The 18,082-nt window shown below is 47.3% G+C and carries 12 protein-coding genes, 1 tRNA gene and 2 pseudogenes; 1 reads left to right on the forward strand and 14 read right to left on the reverse strand.

Annotated features, from left to right (window positions below; translation table 11 throughout):
• Nucleotides 1-2: 2 nt before the first annotated feature.
• The 6 genes and pseudogenes from LKE33_00640 to dnaG form a co-directional block, all read right to left on the reverse strand.
• Entirely contained in the window at nt 3-1,169 is a 1,167-nt protein-coding gene (locus tag LKE33_00640) for an amidohydrolase (GenBank protein ID MCH3949443.1), read from the reverse strand.
• 98 nt (nt 1,170-1,267) lie between these two features.
• Nucleotides 1,268-2,809 carry an AbgT family transporter gene (locus LKE33_00645; GenBank protein ID MCH3949444.1) on the reverse strand — a complete coding sequence of 514 codons (1,542 nt, stop codon included), beginning with the start codon at nt 2,807-2,809 and terminating at the stop codon, nt 1,268-1,270.
• 608 nt (nt 2,810-3,417) lie between these two features.
• Nucleotides 3,418-3,492, reverse strand: a tRNA-Ile gene (locus tag LKE33_00650).
• A 55-nt stretch (nt 3,493-3,547) separates the two neighbouring features.
• Nucleotides 3,548-4,462 (reverse strand): annotated as a pseudogene (gene rpoD, locus LKE33_00655) (RNA polymerase sigma factor RpoD).
• Between the two features lie 339 nt (nt 4,463-4,801).
• Nucleotides 4,802-5,284 (reverse strand): annotated as a pseudogene (locus LKE33_00660) (RNA polymerase sigma factor RpoD).
• 43 nt (nt 5,285-5,327) lie between these two features.
• Nucleotides 5,328-7,148, reverse strand: coding sequence for a DNA primase (gene dnaG / locus LKE33_00665; GenBank protein ID MCH3949445.1), 1,821 nt, complete (start codon nt 7,146-7,148; stop codon nt 5,328-5,330).
• Between the two features lie 304 nt (nt 7,149-7,452).
• Between dnaG and LKE33_00670 the strand changes: the two genes are divergently transcribed.
• A complete protein-coding gene (locus LKE33_00670; GenBank protein MCH3949446.1) occupies nt 7,453-7,929 on the forward strand; it encodes an organic solvent tolerance protein OstA in 477 nt (158 codons plus the stop codon).
• Nucleotides 7,930-8,229: 300 nt separating this feature from the next.
• Here LKE33_00670 and LKE33_00675 read toward each other — a convergent pair whose 3' ends face one another.
• From LKE33_00675 to LKE33_00710, 8 genes are all read right to left on the reverse strand, one after another.
• Entirely contained in the window at nt 8,230-9,024 is a 795-nt protein-coding gene (locus LKE33_00675; protein ID MCH3949447.1) for a carbon-nitrogen hydrolase family protein, read from the reverse strand.
• A gap of 15 nt (nt 9,025-9,039) precedes the next feature.
• Complete coding sequence (locus LKE33_00680) at nt 9,040-10,440, reverse strand: AbgT family transporter (protein MCH3949448.1); 1,401 nt, start codon at nt 10,438-10,440, stop codon at nt 9,040-9,042.
• Nucleotides 10,441-10,452: 12 nt separating this feature from the next.
• Entirely contained in the window at nt 10,453-11,691 is a 1,239-nt protein-coding gene (locus tag LKE33_00685) for an amidohydrolase (GenBank protein ID MCH3949449.1), read from the reverse strand.
• 215 nt (nt 11,692-11,906) lie between these two features.
• Complete coding sequence (locus LKE33_00690; GenBank protein MCH3949450.1) at nt 11,907-12,839, reverse strand: LysR family transcriptional regulator; 933 nt, start codon at nt 12,837-12,839, stop codon at nt 11,907-11,909.
• A gap of 123 nt (nt 12,840-12,962) precedes the next feature.
• Complete coding sequence (locus tag LKE33_00695) at nt 12,963-13,850, reverse strand: kinase/pyrophosphorylase (protein MCH3949451.1); 888 nt, start codon at nt 13,848-13,850, stop codon at nt 12,963-12,965.
• Nucleotides 13,777-14,439 carry a helix-turn-helix transcriptional regulator gene (locus tag LKE33_00700; protein ID MCH3949452.1) on the reverse strand — a complete coding sequence of 221 codons (663 nt, stop codon included), beginning with the start codon at nt 14,437-14,439 and terminating at the stop codon, nt 13,777-13,779. Before LKE33_00700 ends, LKE33_00695 begins: the two co-directional genes overlap by 74 nt.
• Before the next feature lie 274 nt (nt 14,440-14,713).
• Complete coding sequence (ppsA, locus tag LKE33_00705) at nt 14,714-17,101, reverse strand: phosphoenolpyruvate synthase (GenBank protein ID MCH3949453.1); 2,388 nt, start codon at nt 17,099-17,101, stop codon at nt 14,714-14,716.
• A gap of 344 nt (nt 17,102-17,445) precedes the next feature.
• A complete protein-coding gene (locus tag LKE33_00710; GenBank protein ID MCH3949454.1) occupies nt 17,446-18,006 on the reverse strand; it encodes a flavin reductase in 561 nt (186 codons plus the stop codon).
• Nucleotides 18,007-18,082 lie beyond the last annotated feature (76 nt).

Consider the following 18,082-nt stretch of genomic DNA (forward strand, 5'->3'; position numbering starts at 1 on the left):
GCTCACGCCTCCTTTCCTGATACATCGAGGGCAAACTGGGCATAAAGTCCGGCCCCTTTATAAAGGATTCCGTCATCCATGGCAAAATGATCGGAATGGAGCGGCGCCGTATGATTGGCATCTCCCACGCCAAGGAATCCCAGAACACCGGGAACTTTCTCCATAAAGAAGGCAAAGTCTTCAGATCCCATCATGGAGGACATCGCATACAGCACATCATTTCCCCAGAGCTTCTGTGCAGCGCCGCGTGCCGCAGCAAGCAGTGCTTCATCGCTGTTGCAGCACATGGGTTCATCGGTCATGATATCCATATCAGCCGTACAGCCATAAACTTCTGCCGTTTGCTGGAACAATTTCAGCAGCTTCTGCGGCATCGTCTTATAAGTGTCATGATCATAGGTGCGGATTGTCCCGACAACCTTTACTTCATCGCAGATGATATTGAACTGATGTCCCGCAGTCACTTTGCCAAAGGTTACAACCAATGGATTCTGGGCATCATTGACGCGGCTTACCAGGGTCTGGGCATTCAGAATAGCCGCACTGGCAGCTACAATCGCATCGTGTCCCAGATGCGGCGTAGAACCATGGGCCGACGTACCTTTGACCGTGATGGTAAAGTCCGTGCAGGAGGTGGACCGATAGCCCGGATCCAGGGAGATCTTTCCTGCCGGTACAGCAGGCTGCACGTGAAGAGCGAAACAAGCATCCACGCCCTGAGTCAGGCCCTTATCCACATACCACTTGGCACCGTGCCCCGATTCCTCCCCGGACTGGAAAAGCAGAATAACCTTTCCTTTAAGCTCCGCTTCATGAGCTTTGAGCAGTTGAGCCGCCCCAAGGAGCATGGCCGTATGACCATCATGGCCGCAGGCGTGCATTCTTCCCGGTACGGATGAAGCAAAAGGAACACCGCTCTTTTCCACGATTGGAAGAGCATCAATGTCTGCCCGCAGCAGTACCGTTTTTCCAGGCTGTTTGCCTGCGATTTCCGCCGTCAGGCCGTAATGGTCGGGAAATGCAGACACGGGAATACCCATTTTTTCCAGTTCTTCTGCAATAAAAGCCGTCGTATCTTTCTCTTCAAAAGACAGTTCCGGATGGGCATGAAGATGCTGCCGAATCCGGCTGATGCGTTCTTTCAAGGCTAAGGCTTCGTCTTGGATCATAACCTCATTCCTTTCATTATTTCTGTACACACAACGGTACGGCAGTGCTTTCCTTCAGAAAACACTGCCGCCCGTAAACCACTATGAAGTTTGAATCATCAATGCGGGAGCATAATCGGACCACCAGGGCCGAGCGGAAGATCCAGGACAACCCAGATGGAAAGCAGGATGATCCACGCAATGGCGAAGGAGACGGAGTACGGAATCATGTTGGCAATAATCGTACCCATGCCGGCATCCTTCTCGTACTTTCTGACATAACCGAGAATCAGAGGGAAGTAGTAGAACAACGGGGACAGCGGGTTCGTAATGGAGTCGCCGATACGATATGCCGTCTGCGTCAGAGCCGGATCATATCCCAGGAGCATCATCATCGGGACCATAACCGGTGCAAGAATAGCCCACTTGGCAGAAGCGGAACCGATGAAGATATTGACGATGCAGGACACAAAAATCAGACCGATAATCAGAGGAATACCGGTAAAATGCCATGTCTTCAGTGCTTCGGCACCGTGAATGGCGAGAACTACGCCCAGATTCGACCAGGCAAAGAATTTCGTAAACTGTGCGCAGAAGAAGCAAAGCAGGATGTAAGAAGAAACATCCTTGAAGCCATTGGAAATATCGGCAAACATGTCTTTATCATTTTTATACTTACCGCTGGCAAACCCGAACACAGCGCCCGGGACGAACAGTACCAGCGTAACCATCAGGATGATGCCCGTCATGAACGGGGATTTCGGATTCAGCACGGAGTGGGTCTTCGGATCGCCCAGAATCGGGTCATCGCCCACGCAGAGCAGGCCGATGGCGATAATCGTAAGCACAGCGCCAATGCAGGCTTTTTTCACAGCGGAAACCTTTTCCGGAGTGATATTGGTGATTTCTTTATCCAGTTCGTACTTGCTGAGGTCCTGACCGGCAAAACGCGGCACCATGAATTTTTCCGTAACAAGCGTGCCGATAATGCTGAGGACGATACAGGAAGCCACCATGAAGTAATAGTTGATAGCCGGAGAAGCCTGGTAATTCGGGTCAATCAGACGGGCAGCCGCTTCCGTAAAGCCGTAGGCCAGGGAATCGGACATACCGAGCATCATGTTGGCGCAGAACCCGGCAGCGACGCTGGCAAAACCGCAGAACACGCCAAGGAGCGGATGACGGCCCAGACTCAGAAATACCACGCCGGCTACCGGCGGCAGCACAACGAAAGCAGAGTCACCGGCCACGTTGCCGTTGATACCGATGAAGATGATAGCAAAAGTAACGATGGCAGGCGCAGCCTTTCCCAGGATAACCTGCATAAAAGTGGCCAGGAAGCCGCTGCGTTCAGCAAGGCCGGCACCAATCACGCAGACCAGCACCATGCCAAGAGGAGCAAAACTGGAGAAGTTATTGACAGCCTGGCTCCAAATCCGGCGGAACCCATCTATTGTCAGCAAGTTAATGACTTTAATGGTCTTACCCGTGCCGGGGTGAACCGCGGAAGCGCCCATGCTCCCGAAAACGGCGGATAAAATAAGCGTAATAACAGCAAGAATAATAAACAGTGAAGCCGGGTCCGGCAATGCGTTGCCGACTCGTTCGACAAAGTTAAGAAACCGATCCATTGCGGTCTTTTTCTTCGGAACAGCCTCCATACACTTTCCACCCTTTCTTTACAAACAGTACATTTCCCCTTCCAAGTTCACTACTGCATCTTTCCGGATTCAAAAACGCACTGAAACCGGATTCTTCCTCCTTTCTTTTACCCGAAATCCGAAACATCGGCAAATGAGGGAAATGAATTCGAATAAAATCGAATATTATTTTTAATTCATTTGCTAAATGTTCCTACCTTACTGAATTACCTTATCATATTTTTCATAATTTGTGAATAGTAATATATTTTTAAGAAAATAGTTCTTTAAAATTGTACACATTGAAAAAATATTTTTGGATTATGCTGGATTTTATGTTATTGTTACTTATCACAAAGAAGTCGTCAAGCACTTTATAAAGGGTTTTTCAATGGACAGTTCGCGGTAAATAAAGCTTACTTGTATAGAAATATATTTTTAAGCCCGGGAGAATCTTCCCCATATTTCCCGAACATTTTTTAGGGCAGTACTTCAATAAAAGGCGAAACTGGCAAGTCATTTGGGCTAAAAAGCAGAACATGATCAATGGATTCCTTGCAGTCTTTGCCGGACAATACAAAAGGAGCTGTCACAATCATCACTGATGTGACAGCTCCTGAAATTTTCTATGGTGGGCCCACTAGGGTTCGAACCTAGGACCAACCGGTTATGAGCCGGTGGCTCTACCGCTGAGCTATAGGCCCGACTAGCAAATTATATAATAAATGTTCTTTCTGCGTCAACCATTCTCCGCTTCTGTTATTCAAGAAATTCCTTCAGCGGTTTGCTCCGTTTCGGGCTTCTCAGCTTGCGCAGTGCCTTGGCTTCGATCTGACGAATACGTTCACGCGTAACGCCAAAGTACTGCCCCACTTCTTCCAAGGTACGCGTACGGCCGTCAATCAGGCCAAAACGCAGTTCAAGCACACGTCTTTCACGCGGACTCAGATTATCCTGCAGTACCTTGCCAAGCTGTTCCTGCAGCAGCGTATAAGAAGCGGCGTCAGCCGGTGATGGTGCTTCCTGGTCTTCGATAAAGTCGCCCAAATGGGAATCTTCTTCTTCGCCGATTGGTGTTTCCAAAGAGACCGGTTCCTGGGCAATCTTCTGGATTTCACGAACCCGTTCGACAGGCACGTCCATTTCCTTGGCAATTTCATCCGGTGTCGGTTCCCGTCCCAATTCCTGAAGCAGCTGACGGGAAACGCGGACCAGCTTGTTGATGGTTTCTACCATATGAACCGGAATACGGATCGTACGGGCCTGGTCGGCAATGGCTCTCGTAATAGCCTGACGGATCCACCACGTTGCATACGTACTGAATTTGAAGCCTTTGTTATAGTCGAACTTTTCAACGGCCTTGATCAGGCCCAGGTTACCTTCCTGGATCAGATCCAGGAACAGCATGCCGCGTCCGACGTAACGCTTGGCAATGGAAACAACCAGTCTGAGGTTAGCTTCCGACAGGCACTTCTTGGCATTTTCACCAATGGAAGAAACACGGTTAAGAACAATCCTGAAACGCTTTTCATCCGCTTCAAGACGTTTTTTCAGTTCATCATTCTCAGATTCGGCCAGTTTGGCTTCGAGGACCTTATCAAGTTCCGCGAGTGTCACAAGGCCGGTTACGTTCTCCTCGGTCTCTTCGGTTTCAGGCTTCTCTTCGCTGCCCTTTGAAGGACGCAGGAGGGTATAGCCGTTTTCCAGCATCAGGCGCTGCAGCCGTTTCTTCTCATCCTGGGTAAAAGCACTGCAGTACTTGTCCAGCTGCGTAAGCTCAATGGATTTTTCCTTCGGGAAAATCGTCTGAACCAGGCGGTACACGACATTCACAGCGCGCTCATTGCACCAGGCCTCTTCCTGGGAGAGCAATGTTTCCATCTGATCCAGCAGCTTTTCCGGGGACAGCCGCTTGTTGACCGGCTCATGTTCTACTTCAGGCAGTTTTCCTTCCTTGATTGTCTTTGCCTGATTACCCTTATCGGTACGCTTGGCAAGCTTTACTTCATCATCGCCGGCCAGCAGGGGCACCCGCCCGATTTCCTTCAGGTACATGCGGACAGGATCGTCCACAATGACACCTTCCGGTACGGAAAGGTTATTCAGTTCGGATTCATCGATTTTCAGTTCTTCTTCATCAATTTGAGACGGCTCTTCGTCTTCAGAATCGTCATCGATGACTTCGATATTCTTTTCAGACAGTTTCGTATAAATTTCATCCATCTCATCTACAGAAATGGAATCTTGATTTTGTAAGCGGTCCTGGATTTCCTTATAGGTGAGAACGCCATTCTTTTTCTTGGCAAGTGCCTCTAACTCCGCCAGATATTCGGCAGCCGTTTTCGCTTTGCCTTTTTTTGCAGTTTTGCCCTTTCCTGCTGATTCCGCCTTTTTGGCTTTTGTTTTCTTTGCTGTACTCTTGGCAGCGGACGCCTTCTTAGCCGTTTCCTTAGAAGCTGCAGCTTTTTCCAACGTCTTCTTCTCTTTCTCCGTCATTGAGGCGTTCCCTCCTTTCTCATCGTGCAGACAGTTGCTTCTGCTATTTCTGCGTAAGAACCGTCAATTTCTCTATCTCCGATTTTATTCGCCGACATTGCTCCAATTCCTCTAAAAATTTTTCATTTCCATCCTTTTCATAGCTTTCAGCCTGCTTGCTGTGCTTCTCATATTCCTTTTCGAGAGCCGCAATCTGCAGGCGGTTGAGACAATCCCGAAGCACCTGCGGCAGCGTCTCTTCCGCCACCTGAAGAGTCATAATCCTGGTCAGCTCGGCCGCTGCATCTCCCTGAAGATCCTCAAAAAGATTCCGCGGATTCTGAAGCGTCCCTTCCTGTGACCGCTTTAAGAACGCCATGAAGATTTCCTGGCGTGCCGGAGAAGTAAAACTGTCCTTGTGGGCAATCCCCTCCTGGGAAGCGTCCGGCCGATACCCATTCAGAAAAGCAAGCAGCACGCAGCGCTCCGCCTGTTCAGTGGGATTGGTGATCTTCATCTTTCTCTGAGTGAGCCACTCCGGATTAAATGGCTTCTTGTTTCCGTTTCCGCGGTGGGTAAGTTTGCGGTATTCGCTCTGGATCTGTCCTTCATCAATATTCAGTGTGCGGGCTAATGCCCTGATCCTTTCCCCGACTTCCACATCACTTTGGCAGTCGAGGAAAAAAGGCAAGATTTCCGCTACGGCATTCACCTTGCCCGACAGGGTATCGATATCGTAGTGGGAAAGCGCCGTCTGCACTTCATAATCAATGCCGCCCAGCGCACTCTGCACGAGTGCTTCAAAAGCTTCCCTGCCCTCTTTACGGATGAATTCATCGGGATCCTTTCCATCGGTCACGTGCATGACCTTCACGGAAAGTCCCGCCTTGAGGCCTAACGGAATCGCCCTCATCGCGGCATTCCGCCCGGCCTGATCGCTGTCAAAACAGAAAATCACTTCCGGTGTCAGGCGTTTCAGGAGTCTTGCCTGATCGGTCGTAAAGGCAGTTCCCATTGACGCCACGGCCCACGGTATACCCGCTGCATGAAGGCTGATGGCATCCATATGACCTTCCACAATCAGTGCCTGCTGCCGTTTACGGATGAACGGTGCCGCCCGATCCAGTCCAAAAAGCAATTTTCCTTTATGGAACCAGGGTGTCTCCCCGGTATTCATGTATTTGGCAGGAGAGGCATCCTTATTCAAGATACGCCCCGTAAACCCGACAACGTGTCCGCGCGGATTCTTGATGGGAATCATGATGCGCTCCCTGAATTTATCATACACCCCACTGCCGTGCGTGCGCTGATTGACAAGCCCCGCCTGGAGCAGTACAGCCTCGGGAACGCCTCGCTTTTCAAGAGCTTTATGCATCGCCTCAAAATCAGGCGGCGCCATCCCCAGCGTAAAGGACTCAATGATATCGCTGCCGATGCCGCGCCCGGCGAGGTAAGCAATGCCCTGCTGCCCATAATGAGTCTTTGTCAGGCATGCGTGGAAAAAGCGCATGGCCAGTTCATTGGCATTCATAACCGCCTTGGTTTCCTTCTCCCGACGCATTTCCTCCGCTGTCTTGGCCGGAGCCGGAATAGGAATGCCATACTTATTGGCCAGGATTTTCAGGGCCTCCGGAAATTCAACGTGATCCCGTTTCATGACAAACGTAAATACGTCGCCGCCCGCTCCGCAGCCGAAGCAGTGGAAGAAGCCGCGTTCCGGATTGACTGTAAAAGAAGGCGTCTTTTCATTATGAAAAGGACAGCATCCCCAGAAACGAGTTCCCTTCTTTTTGAGATCCACCGTTTCCGAAACTACACTGACAATATCCGCCGCCTGGCGAACTTTCTCTTTGAAGTTTTCGTACTGTTCCTTCATATCTGTCATGACGCTTCACCTATATCGCCTAAAAAAGCCTCCGCTGCCGGGAGTCCCGCAGGACGGAGCCTTTTCAGTATCATATATCAACTCACTAGTGTATACTATTCTACACTTTTGTGCAGTTTCCTTCTTTAAAAAGGGAAAAAGTACCCGGCAGGGCATTCGTCTGAAATCGAATGATCCGTGTGCCCTTATTCCAAGGCAGCTTTTTGCACAAGGCAAAAATAATTTTGATTTTCTTTTTTCACATACTTTTTTCTGAAATTGCGGTATAATATCAAGGATTATTTTTATAGAAAGGAATTTACCGATGAAACATTTTCTCTTGATATTTATATCTGCACTGATGCTTTTTGCCGGCACCGCCTTTGCGGCAAAACCGGAAATCCGCTATGACCACCAGGAATTCAATCCGGATACCATGAGCTACGTCCTTACGGGAAATGTATCCGTAGCCGTCAATGATCGGACTATTACGGCAGATAAAGCCGTTGTATCGTTCCTTACCAATGATGTCCGTGCCTCCGGCCATATCAAACTGGTGCAGGAAGACATTACCTTTACGGGAAAAGAAGCCTATGTAAGCGGAGCCAGTCACTCGGCTGAAATCACAGGGCCGCTCCGTTTCACCCAGGGCGATACCGTCATTACAGCAAATCGGGGAACTTTCAACTGGGAAACGAAAGAAGCTAAATTTATCGGAGACGTTGTCTGCAAAAAGGATAAGGAAACCCTGAAACAGGATTCTCTGACCTATAACGTAAAAACCAGGCAAATTAAAAAGTAACGACGACATAATAGCCGTTACCTTCCGAAATGCCAAGCGAAACTATGAAAATAAAAAGGCGCTTTTAGCCTTTTGCTTATGGCATTTAGCATTGGATTGGTACTATCTTCCGCCACTTCGTGGCCTCCTCCTTCCGACTGCGTGGAAGGAGGTCCCAAAGGAATACCAAACCTGACGGCTTGGTTTAATGAAAGGCAATTTTTCTTCCATGAGCGACCCGCGGCCAGCGACCGGCGACCGGCGTAAAAAAGGGCTGTGAAATCATGCGTGTGCATGATTTCACAGCCCTTTTTTAACTTTTCACCGATAACATTCCGGTCTTCTCAGTCCCAGGAAGGGATATTTTTTCTTCCATTCGCCGGCTTCAGATAAATTGAGAGACACGGTAATCAGTTCTTCCTTGTCTCCTGCTTTATAGAGAACTTCACCGCTCGGATGGGTCACAAGGGATTCACCCGCAAAAACTACATTTCCCTCTTTGCCGACACGATTGCACATAGCTATAAACACCCTGTTCTGCATGGATAGTACCTGAATTTCGCTTTGAAACAAAGCCAGAGGTTCACTTTTTAAATTAGCCGTAGGAATAATAACCAGATCGGCGCCCAATGCTGCACAGGTGCGTACACTTTCAGGAAAATGCCGGTCAAAACAAATTACGATGCCAACCTTTCCAAAGGGAGTGGTAAATACCTTGAACCCATCCCGTGAAGGAGCATAGTAGTCGGTTTCATAAAACTCAGGCGCCCGAAAAATATGAACCATCGTGGCGATATCGACGAGCTGCCCGTCAGGATCAATCCACAAAGAGGAATCATACCGTTTTCCGTCATCCAGTTGAAGATAGAGATTGGGAGACAAGTAATAATGATACTGCTGAGCTTTTTTTCTGAGCCGCGCGACCTCCTCACCATCCGGTTTCATCAGATATTGCTCCGCATTGCGATGAGGATACTGAGGGAAAAACGGCGAGTATTGGATTTCAGGGAAAAAGAGTAAATCGGAATCCCCGGCTGCATCACAAAATTCCATTGTTTTCTTTTCGTTGGACTTAATATCATCTGTCATCTGAATCTGAGCCATACTTAATTTCATAGAAATCCCCTCTTTTTACCGGTAACCAATAGCCATAGCAACCATCAGGAAGATAATCGCCTGCACAAAGAAAATGAAAACTAAGGGTAAAATAAATTTTTCCCACTTGGAAAAAGGTACTCTCCCAAAGCCAAGAGCAAGCATCAGAACACCTAATAGGGGCGTACACAGATTGGTCAATGCATCGCCAAACTGATAGGCCAAAATAGCTACCTGGGATTCGATTCCAACAATTTGGGCAATTGGAAGTACAATCGGCATCACAATCAGAGCTTTTCCTGATCCGGAAGGAATAACGAGGTTAATCAACATGATTACAATCAGAATACCAATAACGGTAACTTGTTGTGGAAGACCGTTCAAGGGACTGGATAAATAGTATATGATGGTATCCATGATTTTCCCTTTTGTAAGAATCCAGGATACACTGTACGCTACACCCATGACCATGCAGGCACTTGTCATCCCCGATACGCCTTTAATAAATTCTTCCGTAATTCCATTGACGTCTAGTCCGCTGCATATACCCGCTATGATTCCTATCATAACGAAAATAGCGGCCAAGTTAACAAGGTTCCATTTCCAGTTCATGGAACCATACACATATACCACAATTCCGAGTACCAGTGACAGCAAAACAATGGCATGCTTTTTGCCAAAAGACTGCCCTTCAAATTCTGAAGCATCAAATGCAAGGCCTTCCTGATTAATAGAAGCCACCAGACTTTTAGCAGGATTTTTCTTTACACGTTTCGCATAAGCCAGCACGTAAATTAATCCGGTAATAGGAATGACCACAAACATAATCATTCTAAGCCCAATTCCTGAATAAATAGGGAGCCCGGCAATATTCTGGGCAATTGCGACAGTAAAGGGATTGGTTGGTCCTGCCGCAAACCCTGCAATTCCCCCAACGATAGCAATAGCAACCCCAACTATGGCATCATAGCCAAGTCCTATTGCAATAGAAATGGCCAGCGGCATGAAAGGAATGGCCCCTTCGATAAGACCGAGGAATCCGCCCATCAGCGTGAAAATAAGGTATAGGAAAATGAGAATCAAGTCACCGCGTTCTGACCCGAGGTAATCAATCAGCCGTGCAATCCCGATATTAAGGGCACCCGACTTCGTTATACATCCCATTCCCCCTCCGACGAGGGCCACAAAGAAGATAACTGTAGCGCCGCCGATCAGACCGCTTGGTACTGCAAGAAAGATATCATAGAAACTTACATGAGGAGCATCAATAAAGGAAAACGAATTAGGATTTACAATAGACCGGCCATTCTCAATTACCCGCTCGTATGCTCCCGGAGGGATAATATAAGTGAGGATAGCTGCGGCAATGATCATGAAAAACAAAAGAGCTACCGCATTCAAAGGCTTATGTTCTTTATTATTTTTTTGAGCTGCCATAATATTCCCCTCCTACTTCAAACGTCCATGATTCAGATCGTCAAGGAGGTGCAGTGCATTATTTACATGCATTCGTACACCACCGGATAAGACCTTTGGATCAAGGTGAAAATAAGGACTGTGAAGAGGAGGTTGGTTTTTCTCAGTACCAATGCCAAACCAGAAATAAACACCCGGGACATGTTCCAGGAAGCAGCCGCAGTCCTCACTCGTCATAGATGGAACATCCGTATAATCTACGTGTTCAGCACCCAGGAGATTGCGGCAATAGTCAGCAACTCGTGCCGAATAGTCAACGTTATTGAGGACTGCCGTATAGAATTTATGTCGTTCTACCTTGCCCTTGCAGCGTCCCGCCTGCGCTATATGACTTACTATTTCTTCCATGCGGGCAGCAATGTGCTCTCTGACCGTACTATTGAAGTTTCTATAGGTTCCCTCCAAATGCACCTGATTGCAGACAGCATTCCATACCGCGCTTGGAGTATTGCAGACACCAATCGTAAAAGCACTTGTTTCGTAAGCAGGAATCTCTCGTGCCGAAACCATATACAGTTCATTAATAATTTGAGCTGCCACAGGAAGTGGATCGACAGCTTTATGGGGCATAGCACCGTGCCCGCCTTTTCCATAAATATCAATCGTAAACCAATCACTGGACGAAGCTGCGTATTTTTTGGAAATCTGGACATTGCCGAATGGGATGGAGGGCTGCACGTGCATAACCAGACATGCATCCACACCATCCAGTACATGATCTTGAATCATCTGAAGGGCGCCGCCCTGGACGGAAGTGTCATAACCATTTTGTTTAAGGAGTTCCCACGCATCAGAAGGAGTCCCTTCCTCAGCCGGCTGAAAAACGAAGCGAATTTTGCCGGAAAAACTTTCTTTGTGTTTTGCAAGAATTTTAGCAGCTCCCAGCAGCATCGTTACATGAGAATCATGACCGCAGCCATGCATAAGTCCCGAATTTTTTGATTTCCAAGGGACGTCAGATTTTTCCTCAATTTCCAAGCAGTCCATGTCAGCACGGATCATTAAGGTCTTACCTTGTTTTCCTGAGTCAAGGTCACCTACTACACCAGTTAATCCAACACCAGTCTTAACATCCAATCCATACGACTTAAGCTCCTGCGCTATAAATGCAGCAGTGCGCACTTCATGAAATCCTTTTTCGGGGCATTCATGGAACATCTTATAATGCTGCTCCAATTCGCCTTGCATTTCGATGATTTCACTTTCAAACATGGATAAAACCCCTTTCTTGCCTCCTACGAGAGAAACCACATTGAATTGTGCGCGCACTTTACACAATATTGTGTTTTTTAATTCATATCCACATTGTCTGTATTAATTATCTCACCGGTGACTACATTTGTATAATACTTAAAATTGGCAAATCACCATAGATTAAATCTATTTTTTAGGTGATTTGCCAATTAAATTACACGTTTTAAATTTGCTTAATCCTTTTTACTCATATTTTTTTCTTTATACTCCTTGATGTATTTTTGTAAGGTCTCAAGATAAGCTTTTGCGTAGCGACTGGGAACTACATCCTTACGCATAATTGTTCCTATTCTCATGTAGTCATCAACGGCCAGAGGCTTTACCACCACATGTTCACCATTCAAATCCGCTCCGAGGACTCCTGAACTAATCGTGTAGCCATTAAGTCCTACTGCAAGATTAAATAATGATGCTCTATCATGGACGTGAATCTCTTTTTTATGTTTCATAGCAGGCAAAATCTCTTCCCATAGGTAAAATGCATCATGTTCGCCCTGGTCAAAAGTAAAGCACGGATAGGGTTCCAAATCTTTGAGCGTCAGCACTTTTTTATGAATAAGAGGATGTTTCTTACTGATGAATACGTGAGGTTTAGCAACAAATAATTCTGTGAATCTTAAATTATTTTGATTCAGAAGTTTTTCAATATATTTCTTGTTAGCGTCATTCATAAACAAAATGCCGACTTCACTGCGCAAAGTACTCACATCATGAATGACATCATATGTGCTTGTTTCCAGAATCGTAAAATCATATTCTTCCACATTATACTGACGAATCAAATCCACAAAAGCATTCACAGCAAAGGCATAATGCTGACATGATACTGAAAATTTTGGAGCCTGCATTTCCGTATGAAGATATTGTTCCTCAACCATACTGACCTGTTCGAGAATTTGACGGGCATAACGAAGGAAACGGGTTCCCTCAGGTGTAACAGAAATCCCGTGTTTATTTCTTGCAAATAGTATGATTCCCAGTTCATTCTCTAAAAGGTGGATTGCATGGGTCAAACTTGGCTGACTAATATATAATTTTTTGGCTGCCTCCGTAATGTTTCCAACCTCTGCAACCATTACAATATAGCGCAGCTGTTTCAGAGTCATCGCTTCTATCCCCCCTACATCTGGAATTCCAAAAAACAAAGGGTCATTGCATTTTAATTAAGATGCAACAACCCTTCTCAATACAAATGAGAATAATAGATTTTTTCAATTTCTACCGGAACGTCAATAATCGAAATTAAAGTTCTTCCGTAGATATTCCAAAATCAGGCTCGCCGTTTCCTCGATAGCTCGGTTCGTTACGTTGATGATTTTGCAGTGCAGACGCTGCATAACGGCCTGGGCATATTCAAGTTCCTCAGAAATCCGGTGGATATCCGCGTAATTAGCGCCGTCCGTCAGTCCCATTGCCTTAAGACGGGCCAGACGAATTTCGTTTAATTTATACGGATCGATAAGCAGTCCGATAATCCGGTTAGCCGGCACCTTGAACAATTCTTCTGGCGGCGGAATCTCCGGCACCAGAGGCACGTTGGCTACCTTCAGCTGCTTATTGGCCAGATACATGGAAAGCGGTGTCTTTGATGTACGGGAAACCCCGATGATGACGATATCCGCTTTGGTGAGTCCCCACGGGTTCTTGCCGTCATCATATTTGATAGCAAATTCAACGGCAGCCACGCGCTTAAAATACTCATGGTCCATGGCGTGGATCAATCCAGGCTGGTTTTTCGGCAATAGCCCCGACGTTTTTTCGATGGCTTTCAATACCGGCCCCAAAATGTCCACAGTTTCAACGCCTTTTTCCTCCGCTTCTTTAGCAATTGCTTCCCGAATATCCGGTGAAACAATCGTATAGCAGACGATTGCATTTTGTTCCTTAGCTTCCTGCATCAGTTTTTCGATTTGTTCGGTACTATTGACGTAAGGAATACGGATAATATCGAATTTTTCCTGCACAAACTGACTTGTCGTTGCCCGTACCACTGACTCAGACGTTTCGCCAATGGAATCAGAGATGGCATAAATAATAGGTGCTTTAGCTATGATAAACTCCTCCCTTCCCTTCAGCCAGCTCAGCCAGCAGACGAGTAATATTGGTTTTTGATACACGGCCAATCAATTTGAACTGACGCCGTGATCCTTCCACAGGCTGGACCACAGGAAGGCAGTCAATCTCTGCCTCTATCAGGCGCCGTGCTGCCGTTGCTGCCGGTTCATCCGGAGCGACAGTCACTATTTTACTGAGCGGGGTCATGACCATGGCAATCGGCAGTGCATGCAGGTCGGCTCCGGCGTTCAGTGCCGCTTTTAAAAGATCCTTACGGGAAATAACTCCTGTCAGGAGACGTTTCTCATCAAGTACAAAAATGGTGCCCACGTCTTCCAGGAACATCGTCACTACCGCGTCGTATGCACTCTTGTCAATCATCACCACAATTGGTACGGACTGAATATCTTTGACCGTGATAGAAGAAAGCTCTTCAACCAGAAGTCCCAGTGTATTCTTGCCCGTATAAAAATACCCTACGTGCGGACGGGCATCCAAAATACCGCTCATTGTCAGGATTGCCAGATCCGAACGCAGTGCAGCCCTTGTCAGCCCCAGTTCCCGAGCTATTTCCTGCCCTGTAACCGGACCATTGCGCCGCACGATTTCCGCAATCCTTTGCTGTCTTTCGCTCAAAGAAATGGGACTCACCACCTTTCTATCATTTGAAGCCTGTACACTGTCAGCGTAAACTGAAATTTCCATTCCGTCAAGCCTTTTCTTTCTTCTGCGGATTATTTGGCGACTTTTTGCAGATTGATATCCTCATTTCCCGGCCAAATTACAACGGTTATATACGGTCAAAAGACCTGCAGGAATCCTGCAGGTCTTTTGAATAAGGAGTGCACAGAAAGCACGGGGTCGCTTACTGCCCCGGTATCATGCCGCTTCACGAATCCGGAGCAGCAGCGAGCCAGTGATTTCTTTACCAAGCTAAGTCATCTTCGTGCATATTACGGCCACGTCCCGTCAGTTTATCGAGGATGATCCGCTGTTCAACCTGTGCCACCATCTTCTTGGTGAACTTCACAGCATCCGGGTTGACAGACATGCTGTCGATGCCGCACTGAACCAGGAATTCAGCAAATTCAGGATAAACGCTCGGTGCCTGACCGCAGAGAGATACGGTCTTGCCGTCTTTGTGGGCCACATCGATCAGATGACGAACGGCGCGCTTTACGGCCAGGTTTCTTTCATCAAACAGGTGGGAAATTACGTCGTTATCTCTGTCGCAGCCCAAAGTCAGCATGGTCAGGTCATTGGAACCGATGGAATAACCATCGACGAACTGGTTGAATTTATCGGCCAAAATGATGTTGGACGGAATTTCTGCCATCAGCCATACCTTGAAGTCAGGACCTCTGTGCAGTCCTTCTTCTTCCATGATATGAACAACCTTGGCGCATTCGTCTACCGTGCGGCAGAACGGAATCATGACGTTCAGGTTCTTCAGGCCAAATTCCTCACGAACCTTGCGGACAGCCTTTACTTCGAGGCGGAAAGCTTCGGTGTATTTCGGATCATAGTAACGGGAAGCGCCTCTCCAGCCAAGGAGTGCACTCGGTTCATGCGGTTCAAACTCTTCGCCGCCCTTAAGATCTCTGTATTCGCTGGACTTGAAGTCACTGAAACGAAGGGTAACAGGGCGCGGAGCCATAGCCTGGCAGACTTTGCGGAAACCGTCAGCCAGCTGGTCTACAACTCTTTCCGGATGACCGATCTTAATGAGATACAGAGGATGTTCATGGATGTAGGTCGTCCAGATGAATTCTTCACGCATCAGACCGATACCATCGCAAGGCAGCTTGCTGTATTTTTCTGCCAGGGAAGGATCGCCCAGGTTCATATAAATCTTGGTGCCTGTTACAGGGAAGGTTTCGGCAGCTACTACCGTGCCGGTCGGAGCCGTGGCAGCGGCAGCTTTCTTCACCTGCAGGTTGCCTGCAAAGACAACACCGTTCGAAGCATCAACCGTAATTTCTTCACCGGTCTTCAGTACTTCCGTAGCAGCCTGTCCGCGGGATTTCGTACCTACGATGCAGGGGATGCCCAGTTCACGGCTGACGATGGAAGCGTGGCAGGTCATACCGCCGCTGTCCGTGACAATGGCCTGAGCCTTCTTCATGGCCGGTACCCAGTCAGGAGCGGTCATTTCAGTAACAAGGATTTCGCCGTCCTTGAATTCTTCAATATCGGACGGATCCATAATTACGTGAGCCTTGCCATAGCCTTGGCCAGGGCTTGCCGGCAGACCTTTTACCAGGACTTTGGCTTCTTTCGCTGTCATCGGTTTTTCCTCCTCTGCTTTCTTTTCCTTATTACGGCGGGACCATACAGTTTCAGGACGAGCCTGGAGGATCCACAGCTTGTTGTTGCGTTCATCGACGGCCCATTCCATATCCATGTAGCAGCCATAATGTTTTTCAATCTTCTTGGCATATCCGGCGAGCTGCAGGATCTGTTCATTCGTCAGTTTCTGTTTGTTCCGTTCGCCTTCCGGTACGGCGACTTCTTCAGTTTCGCCGCCTTCCTTGCGAATCAGTTTCTTATCCTGTCCATTCACGGTAACGGAAAGGATCTTGTTGTCAGCTTTAGATACGACATAGCTGTCCGGGGTGACAATGCCGCCGACGACATATTCGCCGAGGCCGTAAGCCCCTTCAATCATAATATTCTTGTCATCGCCGTTAGCCACGTTGACCGTGAACATAACGCCGGCTACCTTGGAGAATACCATCATTTGAACGACGGCAGAAAGTGCCAGGGACAGATGATCATATCCTTGTTTTTCACGATAGTATACAGCGCGGTCAGTAAAGCAGGAAGCATAGCATTCCTTGACTTTGCGGATTACGTTTTCAGCGCCCTGGATGTTCAGGTAAGTATCCTGCTGACCGGCAAAAGAAGCATCCGGCAGGTCTTCTGCCGTTGCACTGGAGCGAACAGCCACGTACGGATTGGGCTGGTTCACTTTTTCGGAAAGTTCCTTATAAGCCTGGGCAATAGCATCCTGCAAATCCTGCGGCATTTCCTGTTCCATAATGGATTCACGGATTTGTTTGCAGACGCTGGAAAGCAGTTCGCTGTTTTCCACATCTGTCAGCTGGGCGAGCAGGCTGCGCAGTCTTTCTTTCAGACCGGTTTTTTCAATAAAGTAGCGATAAGCATGGGCCGTTGTGGCAAAGCCATACGGAACGGGGACATCCGTCTTGGAAGTCATTTCACCGAGGGAAGAGGATTTCCCGCCGACAATGTCCACGTCTTTTCTTTCGAGTTGATCGAACCAAAGTAAGTAAGCGGTAGATTTGTCCATGATAGCACTCCTTTATGACACGCTGATTTGTTCGTTTGTATCGAACTAGTGTATACTATAGCACCATTATTGTGCTTATTCAAGTAGGATTTAGATAATTTTACACATTTTTCAAGGTTGTCAACACGTAAAAGAGTTCACAAGGATGGGCGTATTACCGCATATTTTCCCTATAAAGCCAGATAGAATCACGTATTGTTCCGATTTTTTTAAAGAAAAATGTCTGCTAATTAGTATACACTATTTCGTTTTGATGAGCGGATAAGGATCAAGTCTCCGCTACAAAAAAAGCTGTGAAGAAACGACAAGCATTTCTTCACAGCTTCCCTTCACAAGAAAATAAATTATTTTATAAGTTTTTTCCCGTCAGAAAAGGCGTTCCCAACAACCTTTTCCGCTACCAGATACTTCTGGTTAACCGGATCAAAAATCAGCGGATGCAGTTTAGCCGGGTCAATCTTACCATCCGTCAGGACAAATTCCTCGGCGGCTACATTGACAATCTTGCCTACGAGACGGCAGGAAGCATCGTCATAGCTCAGTACTTCACATTCAAGAACCATCGGCAGTTCCTTGAACACAGGCGCATTGACGTGCGTGGATTTTTCTGCCGTAAAGCCGGATTTCTTCATCTTATCAGGCGTATTGTTGCCGCTGACGATACCGACATAGTCGCAGGATACAAGCGTATCCACCGTCCCCATAGCCACCGTGAAGGCCTTGGTTTTCTTCAAATTCTTGACCGTTTTATGCACCGGTGCCAGGCACAGGGAAATTTCATTATCGTTGCTGATGCCGCCCCAGGCTGCGTTCATAGCATCAGGAACACCATTTTCGTCATACGTACCTACAATAAAGACGGCCATCGGATAGCAGACCGTTTGAGCGCCAAAATCTTTTTTCATCAGAAAAGCCTCCTTACAGTAAATAGGTTCTTCCTACATTATATCAAAAGGGTCAATATAAAAAACACGCCGGCCG

Source organism: Acidaminococcus sp., from assembly GCA_022482815.1.
Classification (GTDB): domain Bacteria; phylum Bacillota; class Negativicutes; order Acidaminococcales; family Acidaminococcaceae; genus Acidaminococcus.